Annotated in this window: 6 protein-coding genes; all 6 read left to right on the top strand. The window is 44.4% G+C overall.

Features of this window, described 5'->3' with window-relative positions; genetic code table 11:
• A partial coding sequence (locus GVN20_RS28290) for a response regulator (protein WP_166561567.1) occupies nt 1-1,069 on the top strand: 1,069 nt, incomplete at its 5' end.
• Between the two features lie 354 nt (nt 1,070-1,423).
• Nucleotides 1,424-4,558, top strand: a complete 3,135-nt coding sequence (locus tag GVN20_RS28285; RefSeq protein WP_166561566.1) for a TonB-dependent receptor — start codon at nt 1,424-1,426, stop codon at nt 4,556-4,558.
• 6 nt (nt 4,559-4,564) lie between these two features.
• Entirely contained in the window at nt 4,565-6,364 is a 1,800-nt protein-coding gene (locus tag GVN20_RS28280) for a RagB/SusD family nutrient uptake outer membrane protein (RefSeq protein WP_166561565.1), read from the top strand.
• Between the two features lie 297 nt (nt 6,365-6,661).
• Nucleotides 6,662-9,121: a glycosyl hydrolase family 95 catalytic domain-containing protein gene (locus tag GVN20_RS28275; protein ID WP_166561564.1), complete on the top strand. Its 2,460-nt coding sequence runs from the start codon at nt 6,662-6,664 to the stop codon at nt 9,119-9,121.
• Between the two features lie 36 nt (nt 9,122-9,157).
• The gene (locus GVN20_RS28270) at nt 9,158-10,834 is read left to right on the top strand and encodes a glycoside hydrolase family 43 protein (protein WP_166561563.1); all 1,677 of its coding nucleotides are present in this window, start codon (nt 9,158-9,160) and stop codon (nt 10,832-10,834) included.
• Nucleotides 10,831-12,396 carry a glycoside hydrolase 43 family protein gene (locus GVN20_RS28265; RefSeq protein ID WP_166561562.1) on the top strand — a complete coding sequence of 522 codons (1,566 nt, stop codon included), beginning with the start codon at nt 10,831-10,833 and terminating at the stop codon, nt 12,394-12,396. The genes GVN20_RS28270 and GVN20_RS28265 overlap by 4 nt, the downstream gene beginning before the upstream one ends.
• Nucleotides 12,397-12,434: the final 38 nt, after the last annotated feature.

Here is a 12,434-nt window from a genome sequence, read left to right as displayed (position 1 = left end):
TATGTTGGAAAAAATCTTTGACCGGTTTTATCAAATCAACACCACCCCAAACATCCTCAATCAAGGTAGCGGTATTGGACTTTCAATCACTCAGGAGTTTGTGAAACTTCATGGCGGTACCCTAAAAGTGGAGAGTGAAGAAGGTACAGGAAGTGTTTTTACGGTGTATTTACCTCTGGTTTTACTATCAAATCAATCGTTAACTTTAACGGACGCCCAAGATGAAAAGCAGGAGATTGCAATGCCTCTAACCAGTGGAGATGAAATCGATGAGCCTTCAAAAATTGGAAAGCCAGTACTATTAATCGTCGATGACAGTGAAGACCTTAGAACTTATTTAAAAGAGAATTTAAAAGCAAAATATAAAATCATTGAGGCATCAGATGGAAAACAAGGTTGGCAAAAAGCCCTTGGGTGCCATCCCGAGATAATTGTAAGTGATGTAAACATGCCCAACATGGACGGCAGGGCCATGGTCCGGAAAATCAAAAATGATAATCGAACCAAGCACATCCCAGTCATTTTGCTTACGGTGTTAGCTGAAGAAATTGACCAATTAAAAGGGCTTGAAACAGGAGCCAACGATTATCTTACCAAACCCTTTAGTTTTCAGCTTTTGAATATGAAGATAAACAACTTGCTCAACCTTAACACTACCTTAAAAAATACTTATAGTAAACACATTAATCTCGAAACTCCCGAAATTGAACTCGTTTCGGAGGATGAGAAATTTCTGCTGAAAATCTCTCGCTATGTAGAAGACCACATCGAAGACCCAGACTTGTCGGTAGACATTCTGAGCAAAACAATGTTTATGAGCCGAGGCACGCTGTATAATAAAGTGTTGAGCCTAACGGGAGAAACCCCCGTGGAATTTGTGCGCTCCATAAAACTTAAAAAGGCGGTGGCACTGCTGGAAAAAAGCGATATGAAGATTTCGCAAATTGGCTACGCAGTAGGGTTCTCTAACCCTAACTATTTTGCAAGGGCGTTTAAGGCTAAGTACAATGTGTCGCCTTCTGAGTACATTCAACTGAAAAGAGATTCTGCAAAAAGTACACCCCGCTAGGTGGCTCCATTTTCACTTACTGGTTTTCTTCGTTATCGACGTTCAATTTTATTGGGTGCTTGGGTCATTGTTATAACTAAATAAAGAAAATTTAAAATAAACTCTGCTTCTTTTTACCCTGTCTCTGGGACCGTAAGCTTCTGTGCAATTATAGTCTGACTTTACCCACTACTCGAAAGGCTGAGCCCTTTTTGTGATACTTTATGTGTCAAATTGACAATTTTAAACATTCGGAACATAGATTTGGTGAAACGTGCTACTTAGTTTTTTGTGAGCGCGCTTACTTTACATCCACAAATAATCGGCCGTACTAAGGAAGATTATATAATTTATTCAACCAATCATATTTATATCATGAAACAACTCAACCTCTCCATTTCACAATGGCAAAATAAACATTGCTATTGGGCGTGGTGTATTTTGCTGTTGATCCTTTCGGGATTTACAGTCAACGCACAGACCGTAAAGGGTATCATTAAATCAAAAACGAACGGGGTAATACCAGGTGCTTCGGTATTGGTAAAAGGAACTGCAAGAGGAACTACGGCCAACAATGAGGGGGTCTATTCAATCAATGCCTCGCCCAATGAAACTTTGGTCTTTAGCTCAATTGGCAATAAGACCCAAGAAGTGGTGGTAGGAAACCGCTCAACCATCGACATCCTATTAGATGAAGACCAGTCAACGCTAAATGAGGTAGTGGTTGTAGGATATGGTACGCAACGCAAGCGAGACGTAACGGGAGCGGTTGTTTCAGTTACCGAGGCTACGTTGAAAGAAGTACCTGCTCCAAACCTGCTTAACCAACTTAAAGGTCGTGCGGCAGGGGTATCTATTGTAAGCAACGGTTCTACGCCCGGTAGTCAGGGAACGATTCGTATCCGTGGTAACCGCTCCATTACAACTGGTAACGGTGACGGTCTTGACGGCCCGCTTGTGGTGGTAGATGGTATTCCGTTTGGAGGGCTGAATGACATAAACCCCGACGATATTGCGAACCTTGAAATCTTGAAAGACGCCTCAGCAACGGCCATTTTCGGTTCGAGAGGTGCCGGTGGTGTCATTTTGATTACCACCAAAAGAGGAAAAGTAGGCAAGCCGATTCTGACGTATGATGGCTACCATGGTGTGACCAGCATCTTGGGCAAATACAATGTCATGAATGGGGCGCAATACGCAAAATTTAAGGAGCAATCGGCCGCGCTAAACACCCAAGGAGCAGGTACTACGGCCTATCCATTGACCGAAGAAGAAAAGGCGAACCTTGCCGCGGGTGTTTCTACCGATTGGCAGGATTTAATGTACAAACAAGGATTTAATACAAGCCATCAGCTCGGATTACAGGGCGGGGTAGAAAATACGCAATACAGCATGGGGCTTGGCTATTTTAATGAAACGGGTATTATGCCAAACCAAAACTTTGACCGTTTTACGATTCGTGCCACCATCGACCAAAAAATTGGAAAACGGGTTAAAATTGGTTTAAACACAATCAATACACTTACACGTAGAAACGACCCTGCGGGTGGGGGTGTTCCGACGGAATTGGTTCGTTTATCACCGCTCATCAAGCCATACAATGACGATGGCACTGTACTCCTGAACCCTAAACGTGGAACGATTGAAGCACAAGCCGTAAGCCCACTTACCCTAATTTCACGCGGAGATGATATTCTTTCCAACGAGCGTTCTATTCGAACATTCAATAGTTTATACGCAGAAGTAAACATTTTAGACGGCCTAAGATACCGTTTCAATGCGGGCCTAAATTTCAGTCAAGTTCATTTTAATGGCTACGGGCCGCCAAATACATTTGTCAATACAGGTGTTGATCAAAATGTTTCCAACGCTGATATTAGAAATACCGAATATTGGGACGTAAACATGCAGCATTTGCTTTATTACGATAAAACGTTTGCCACCAAACACAGAATTGGTTTGACTGCGCTCTATGAAATTACCAAAAACCATAATTTGGGGAGTAGTTTTAACGTAAGAGGGGTTCCTGCCGATTACATTCAAACGGCTAACTTCTCATTGGCTTCTGGTCAGCCTACTGGCAGCGGAAGTTTTGGTGAAACTGGGCTATTGTCTTATATGGCTCGTTTAAACTATACATTCAATGATAAATACATCCTGACGGCTACGTTCCGTCGGGATGGTTCTTCTACCTTATCACCTGGCAATCAGTACTTCAACTACCCCGCAATCGGTTTAAGCTGGAATCTCATTGATGAGCCGTTTATGAAAAACCTAAGCTTCTTGTCAAACTTGAAACTACGAGGTGGATGGGGTATTTCGGGTAACCGCAACGTAGGTGCTTATGCAACCTTGGGAGCGCTCTCAACGGGTTACTATAACTTTGGTACTACTACGGCTGGTCAGGCACTTGCTTATACAGTTACCAGTCTGCCAGCTAGTGATTTGGGTTGGCAGTCGACGTCCCAGACGGATATTGGTTTAGAAATTGGTTTATTTAATAACCGGATCACGGGGTCATTTGATGTGTATTATCAAAAAACCAAAGACATTTTGCTTTCGGTCAACCTCCCTCAAAGTAACGGTGCGGGCTCTACCCTCAAAAACTTAGGAAGAACCGAAGGAAAAGGCTTTGAAGCATCATTGACGTTTGACATATTTAGAAACAAAGGTGGCTTTAATTGGAGCACAGATTTGACTTATTTCTTAAATCGTGAAAAAATCACGCAACTTACTACACCTCAGGAGTTGGATAATAAAGGAAACTTCTGGTTTGTGGGACATCCACTTACGGTCATTTATGACTACAACAAAATCGGTATCTGGCAGCAGGCGGATTTGGATAACGGCACGTTGAAAAAACAAACATCACCCGTGCAGCTTCCTGGTGAAATTAGAGTGGAAGATGTCGATAATAACGGTGTTATTGATGCCAACGACCGTAAAATTATCGGCAATTTTCAACCGAAATGGGAAGGTGGTTTGACCAATAGAATTAGCTTCAAAGGATTCGATGTGTCGTTTGTCACCTTTGCCCGGATGGGAATGAAAGTGGTAGTGCCGTACTTATCGGGTACTTCTGGTGGCGGTTCTGGTTTTGGTTTCCTTAACCAAGGTCGTTCAAACCAATTAGTGATGGATTACTGGACCCCTGAAAACCCAACCAATGCCTTCCCTCGACCTGATGCTGGAGGTGGTGTGCGCAACTTTACATCTACAACTTCTTATCAAGACGGCTCTTTCATTAAAATGAGAAGTATCAACGTAGGTTATACGGTCAATGCCAAGGTACTTAACAAAATTGGGGTTTCCTCTGCCCGTATTTACCTGAATGCGACCAATCCTTTTATCATTTATTCCCCGTTAGTAAAAGCCAAGCTTGCAGTTGACCCCGAAGGGAATGGCTACGGTAACACCATTCAGGGAGGTAATTTTAACCGTTTTGTTACCGTAAACTTAAACAACCCTCCGGTTCGTCAATATACATTAGGTTTAAATCTTAAATTTTAATTCAAGATGAAAAAAATACAAATTTCAATCATTGCCTTTACTTTATTTTTCTGTGTGAGTTGCGGAAAAATACTGGAAGAGCATCCGCAATCACAAATTGTTCCTTCGTTTTTCAATAGCCCAGCGGGTGTATTGGGGGGTATTGCCGGGGTATATAATGAAATACGCGGTCAGTGGGGGACGGAAGGCTTTTCTTCGGAAATGCAGGCCGGTACCGACGAATTTATTCAGGGAGCCAGTAGTGGTGGTGGCCCAATACATACATTTAACGGCCTTAACAGTACCAACTTTGGCTCGGCATGGGGGGCAGCTTTCACGAGCATTAATACAATTAACGGCGTACTGAAGTATGGTAAGAGTATTGATTTACCCGAAGCAACCAAAAACCAGTATTTAGCTCAGGCTAAGTTTTTGAGGGCCTTCTGGTACTTCTACTTGGTTCAGACGTGGGGAGATGTGCCATTGCATACTGAGTTTATCACTTTACCCTCACAAAGTGCTAAAAGAGACCCAGCAGCCGAGGTATACAAGTTAATTATTCAGGACTTAACCGAAGCCGCGGCGGCATTGCCCGATAAACCAACCGCACCATTTTTAGGTAAAGCTGCCACTAAACCCACTGCCTTGTTCTTTTTGGCAAAAGCCTATCTAACGCGCGGTTGGTTGACCAATTCACAGGCAGACTTTGCCGAAGCTGCCAAAATTTCGAATGATCTTATTACCAATAAAGCAGCCTATGGACTTGATTTATGGCAGGATTTCGGCGATGCTTTTGTACCTGCTAATGATTACGGTAAAGAAACATTGTTTGTCAGCGACCACTCAAATGATGCAAAATACGGTTACTATCGACTAGGCTCTGGAGAAAGTGGCGGTTTCGCCAATAACCTGACGCCTTGGTTCACCAACTGGAACTATCCAAACAACAGCGGTATCAATTCCTTTGTCAATGCCGCTGGGGTTTTGGTAAACTCGGGAACTTCTGGTATGATACGTGATTCCTACTATGGCCGTCCATACGCCCGTATTCGTCCAAATAGCGTAAAACAAACGAACGGCAAAAACTATTTTCTTGATCAGGCTTTTGTAAAAAGGGATGTTGACTCACGATTTGCTAATACGTTTTATACAGTCTATATCTCTAATACTGCCGTGACCAATACGCCAACAGCGGCCAATAACAAACGCGGTATCGGCTACACAATGCAGGTCGGTATTGATACCGCTGTTTGGATTACGGATTATGAAGTGGTAGGAGCTCCGCAGTTCAATGGAACAAAACCATTTAAAGGAATCATCGCACCTCCAAGCACCTGGAATGCCAATTTATATCCTGCCATCAAAAAACACATGGATCCGAGCCGTGGTAGTAATTTCAATGACCCTTCTACTCGCCCCGTGGTGATTACCCGTTTTTCTGAAGTGTATTTAGTAGGTGCAGAAGCCTATCTCATGGCTGGAAATAAAGCAAAAGCCGCTGAACTCCTCAACGTGATTCGTCAAAGAGCCGCCTATCGTAAAACCAATACGGCGGCCCAAAATGCCGCTGCCGCTGCGGCGATGATAATCAGCGCCGATGAGGTAACCGTTGATTTTATCTTGGATGAGCGAAGCAGAGAACTATTTGGTGAGTGGATGCGATATCAAGACTTAGTGCGTACCAAAACCTTGGTAAGACGTATTCAGGCTTGGAACAAGGAGGCATCAGCCTATGTCAAAGATTTTCATTTGCTAAGACCCATTCCTCAGTCGCAAATAGACCGCACGGTTGAAGGCCCTCCATTTACGCAAAATCCGGGTTATTAATTGAGTATTGTAGATAAATAAAGAGAATGATGGGAGATGTAAGAGGGTTTTCTTCTTACATCTTTTTAATTTTTCAACAAATTGTTTGCATAATTTACGTAATAAATATAACTTTTCTATCTTGAACTAATATTTTACTATTATCATTTTTCTGAACACATTATAGTGGTAGTGTTACCATCACTATTTTTTTTGTACACAAAAATGTGTCAAATTTACACATTTCATCTTTTGTCATAAGTATTTAGTTCATAAACAATTAATTGTATTCTTATATATCGCATAAACCCGTTATTAATGAAATCGTTTTTCACTTTCTGTTTACTGATTGTTTCCTATCTGAGTTTTTCTCAGGATAGTAAAAGCCTAAAACTTTGGTATAACAAACCCTCTGGTAAAACCTGGGAAAATGCCCTGCCCATTGGCAATGGCCGACTGGGTGCCATGGTGTACGGAAATGTGGAAAAAGAAACGATTCAGTTGAATGAACACACTGTTTGGAGCGGTAGCCCTAACCGCAACGATAATCCGGAGGCATTGGCCGCATTGCCTGAAATTCGTCAATTGATTTTTGACGGAAAGCAAAAAGATGCCGAACGGTTGGCCAACAAAGTAATCATTACCAAAAAATCGCACGGGCAGATGTTTCAACCCGTTGGTAATTTGCACCTCACCTTTGAAGGACACGAAAACTACACCGATTATTACCGCGAATTAGATATTGAACGAGCCGTTGCGAAAACGACTTATACCGTCAATGGCGTCAAATACACGCGAGAAATTTTGGCTTCTTTTCCCGACCGAGTAATTGTCATGCAACTGACGGCAAGTAAGCCAAATAGCCTTTCGTTTATTGCTTTTTACGCAACGCTTCATAAAAAAAGAGCCATCAACACGGTGGCTCCTAACGAGCTCACGCTTTCTGGAACCACTTCGGACCATGAAGGAGTAAAGGGAATGGTAAATTTTAAGGGCATTTCCCGTATCAAAACCGTGGGCGGGAATGTTACTGCCAACGATAGTTCCATTACGGTAAAAGGGGCCACAACCGCCACCATTTATATTTCCATTGCTACCAATTTCAACAGCTACAAAGACCTCACCGGTGACGAAAATGCACGGGCAACTGCTTATCTGAACAAAGCTTATCCGAAATCCTTTGCTGCCATTTTACCCTCTCATATAACTGCTTACCAAAAGTACTTCAACCGCGTTCGATTAGACCTCGGAACTACAGAGGCGGCGAAACTCCCTACCGATGAGCGCCTGAAAAATTTTCGCTCCACCAACGACCCGCACATGGTGACACTTTATTACCAGTTCGGACGCTATTTGTTGATTTCTTCTTCTCAGCCTGGTAGTCAACCAGCTAATTTACAGGGAATTTGGAATAACAGAATGAACCCTCCTTGGGACAGCAAGTACACCATCAATATCAACGCGCAAATGAACTACTGGCCAGCGGAGAAAACCAATCTGGCTGAACTCCATGAGCCGTTTTTGAAAATGGTGAAAGAACTATCGGAGACAGGGCAGGAAACGGCGCGTGTTATGTATGGCGCAAAAGGATGGATGGCACACCACAATACCGATATTTGGCGGGCGACAGGCGCGATTGACGGGGCTTTTTGGGGAATGTGGACGGGCGGTGGCGGCTGGACCGCCCAACACCTTTGGGAACATTATCTGTACAGTGGCAATAAAGCCTATTTGTCTGAAATTTATCCAGTTCTGAAAGGAGCCGCTGCCTTTTATGCCGATTTCCTGATTGAACATCCGAAATACAAATGGCTGGTCATCAACCCAGGAAGCTCTCCAGAAAACGCGCCGAAAGCCCACGCGGGTTCGTCGTTGGATGCTGGTACGACGATGGACAACCAAATCGTTTTCGACGCTTTCAGTACGGCCATACGGGCTGCTGGAATCCTGAAAAAAGATGCTTCTTTTGCCGATACACTCAGGCAATTACGCGGTCGCTTGGCTCCGATGCACGTGGGGCAACACGGCCAATTGCAAGAATGGCTGGACGATGTAGACGACCCTAACGACCATCACCGTCACGTTTCGCATTTGTACGGGCTGTTTCCTGCCGTTCAGATTTCACCGTATCGTACGCCCGAACTGTTTAATGCTTCCCGTACCACGCTGATTCATCGTGGAGATGTTTCGACGGGCTGGAGCATGGGTTGGAAAGTCAACTGGTGGGCTCGATTGCAAGACGGCAATCATGCCTATACCCTGATTCAAAACCAGCTTACGCCGCTGGGTGTCACCAAAGACGGAGGCGGAACCTACAATAATTTGTTTGATGCGCACCCACCGTTTCAGATTGATGGGAATTTTGGGTGTACGTCGGGTATTACCGAAATGCTCATGCAAAGTGCTGACGGGGCGGTGCATTTATTGCCAGCCTTGCCCGATGTATGGCAATCGGGCAGCATGGATGGGCTGCGGGCCATCGGCGGTTTTGAAGTAGTGAATATGCAGTGGAAAGACGGAAAACTGACCAAGTTATCCATAAAATCAAGCCTTGGCGGTAACCTTCGCTTGCGCGTACCGAATGGTCTAAAATTGAGTACAGGCGGAACGCTGAAAAAAGCATCCGGTCAGAACCCTAATCCTTTTTATGTCGTGGAAGAAACGCCAAAGGCCGTTATTTCACCCAAAGCCAACCCAACTGCCCCGACCCTGAGAGAAACAATGCTATACGATATTCCTACCCAAGCAAGGAAAGTGTATACGCTTGTAAATCAGTAATATAAACTAATCATTGATATTAAACTTTACATAAAAATGTTCAAAAATAGTCTCTTTGCCTTGTTGATGGCCTTATGTTTTTCACTAAGCCACACTGTTTCAGCCCAATCCGTCACCTTGACCAACCCCATTTTGACAGGATTTTATCCCGATCCAAGCATTGTCAAAGTAGGGCCTGATTATTACACCGTACATTCTACTTTTTCCTATTTTCCGGGTTTGCCGATTATGCACAGCCGTGATTTGAAAAACTGGAAGCAAATCGGAAATGTAATCAATCGCCCTTCGCAAATGGACTTCATGGGTGAGCGCATGACGCGCGGGCTTTTTGCCCCTGCCATCAGTTATTACAAAGGCACGTACTACGTAACTTGTACCGATATTGACCACGATGGAAATTTTGTCGTAACCTCAAAAAATCCCGCCGGACCTTATAGTAATCCCGTCAAGATTCCGCAGGTACGCGGCATTGACCCCTCCATTTATTTTGACGAAGAAACCGACAAAGCCTACATCATTTATAACAGTGATGCTCCCGACCGTAAACCGCTGTATTCTGGCCACCGCACCATTCGGATGTATGAGTTTGATTATCAGAATCTAAAGGTAGTGGGTGAAGAAAAACAACTCGTCAACGGCGGGGTGGATTTGTCCAAAAAACCCGTTTGGATTGAAGGGCCACATATTTTGAAACGTAACGGTTGGTATATCCTCTACGCGGCCGAAGGCGGAACCTCCGTCAATCACTCGCAGGTGGCGCTGCGCAGCCGAGATATTTGGGGACCTTATGTGCCGTTTGAAGGCAATCCCGTTTTGACACAAAGAGGCTTGCCTGCCGACCGACCTAACCCCATCACCTCGGCGGGACACGCTCAGTTTATCGAAGGTCCCGACGGCAATTGGTACTCGATTTTCTTGGCCGTTCGCCCTTACGAAGGCGATTTTTATAATACAGGCCGTGAAATGTTTATTGCTCCGTTGACGTGGGTAAACGATTGGCCGATGATTGAACACGGCGAAAAAGTCATTGAATACAAATACCCCACCAACATCAAAGAGGTAAAACAAAAAGGGGCGTTACCGCAAAACGGCAACTTCGCTTATACCATGACCTTCGACAAAGGACTTGACCTTTCTCTGCTTTTTTTGAGAACCGTAGATAGTAGTTCGTTCAAAACGTCAAAATCAAACGGACTTACGCTTAAACTCAAACCAGAAACGATTTCAGAATCGGGAAACCCTTCGTTTGTGGGTAAGCGTCAACAACATTTAACAAGCACCGCCGAAACCGAAGTGAATTTTTCGCCAAAAACAGCAAATGAAAAAGCGGGCTTGGTTATTTTTCAGGACGAGCGCCATTTTTACTTCGTGGCCAAATCAAAAAACGAAGGCAAAGACGTAATTCAACTCTTCAAGAGCAAAGATAAGACTACGGAATTGGTGACCGAAGTACCTTTAACTTCCGCCGCTGCCAAGGTAAATTTTAAAATACAGTCGGAGGGAGCATTGTATAGCTTCTACTACTCAACCGATGGCAAAAACTGGATTTTGTTAAAAGACCAAATAGACGGTAAGTTTTTGAGCACAAAAGCGGCCAATAGCTTCATTGGCTGCGTTTATGGCTTGTATGCTACTTCTTCAGGCGAAAAATCTGAAAATTCTGCTTCGTTTAAGTTCCTGAAATACAGCGGTAACGATTCAATGTTGAAATGAGAAATCAGCTACTATTTTTAAGTTTCCTACTGTTTGGTTTAGGGGTTTTTGCACAAAAAAAAGTGGCAACAAACCCGATAATTCACGCCGACGTGCCCGACATGGCCATGATTCGAGTGGGAAATACGTATTACATGAGCAGCACGACCATGCACATGAGCCCAGGCTTGCCGATTATGAAATCGAAGGATTTGGTGAATTGGCAATTAGTAAGTTACACTTACGATACGTTAGCCACTGTCGATGCGCTTACGTTGACCAATGGCAAAAGCACCTACGGACGAGGTTCTTGGGCGAGCAGTCTGCGCTATCATAAGGGAATATTTTATGCCACAACTTTTGCCCAAACTACGGGGAAGACGTACATCTATACCACCAAAAACATCGAAAAAGGTCCGTGGAAAGTAGCAACGTTCAAACCATCTTACCATGACCATACGCTGTTTTTCGACGATGATGGTCGCAATTACCTGATTTATGGCGCGGGAAAACTCAAAATTGTAGAGCTCAACGCAGACATTACGGGCGTAAAAGAAGGCACAACCGAACAGGTTCTTATCGAAAACGCAAGTACACCATCGGGTACGGGTGGCGGTCTTCCTGCCGAAGGTTCACAGTTGTTCAAAGTCAACGGCAAGTACTATCTGTTTAACATTTCGTGGCCCCGAGGCGGTATGCGTACGGTGTTGATTCACCGCGCCGATAAAATTACGGGGCCGTGGGAAGGACGTGTGGCATTGCAGGATTTGGGCGTGGCGCAGGGCGGATTGATTGATACCCCCGACGGACGTTGGTTTGCCTACCTATTCCGTGATTTTGGCGGGGTGGGGCGTATTCCGTACCTGGTTCCTGTGAAATGGGAAAACGGATGGCCAGTGTTGGGCGAAAACGGCAAAGTCCCCGAAACGCTTGATTTACCCACTAACAAATCCCTGATTCCCAGCATCGTGGCTTCTGATTACTTTACGCGCAAAAAGGGAGACGCTGCCTTGCCATTGGTTTGGCAGTGGAATCATAATCCTGACAATGCACTTTGGTCGGTTTCTGACAGAAATGGCTTTTTGCGATTAAAAACGGGTCGGGTCGATACCTCGTTTGTTCTGGCCCGAAACACCTTAACCCAACGAACCATCGGCCCCGAATCGACGGGCTCGACCTTGCTGGATGTGTCTAATATGAAAGAAGGCGACTTTGCTGGGTTGAGTTTGTTGCAAAAAAACTACGGTTTAGTGGGTGTAAAGGTTGGCAAAGGCACCAAATCAATCGTGATGGTCAGTGCCAATACGGGTAAACCCATTGATATTGAGAATATTCCACTTTCCCAAAACGCCGTTTATTTCAAGGCCGAATGTAATTTCAGAAACCGCGCCGACGTCGCCCATTTCTTTTACAGCCTTGACGGTAAGATCTGGACAAAAATTGGTGAACCGCTGAAAATGCCGTATACCATTCCGCATTTCATGGGCTACCGTTTCGGGTTGTTCAACTATGCCACTCAAATGGTGGGTGGTTTTGCCGATTTCGACTATTTCCGAATTGAAGATAAGATTTCAGAAAAGTAATAATCACTTCGTGCCCGTTGTGCCATTCTTTGGGCTCT

The sequence above is a fragment of the Runella sp. CRIBMP genome (assembly GCF_009905605.1).
GTDB lineage: Bacteria > Bacteroidota > Bacteroidia > Cytophagales > Spirosomataceae > Runella.
This window is presented reverse-complemented; position numbering and strand designations above follow the sequence as displayed.

Excerpts from the sequence above, each read along its gene's own strand:
- GVN20_RS28285 (WP_166561566.1), top strand. The coding sequence starts at position 1,424 with ATGAAACAACTCAACCTCTCCATTTCACAATGGCAAAATAAACATTGC.
- GVN20_RS28280 (WP_166561565.1), top strand. The coding sequence starts at position 4,565 with ATGAAAAAAATACAAATTTCAATCATTGCCTTTACTTTATTTTTCTGT.
- GVN20_RS28275 (WP_166561564.1), top strand. The coding sequence starts at position 6,662 with ATGAAATCGTTTTTCACTTTCTGTTTACTGATTGTTTCCTATCTGAGT.
- GVN20_RS28270 (WP_166561563.1), top strand. The coding sequence starts at position 9,158 with ATGTTCAAAAATAGTCTCTTTGCCTTGTTGATGGCCTTATGTTTTTCA.
- GVN20_RS28265 (WP_166561562.1), top strand. The coding sequence starts at position 10,831 with ATGAGAAATCAGCTACTATTTTTAAGTTTCCTACTGTTTGGTTTAGGG.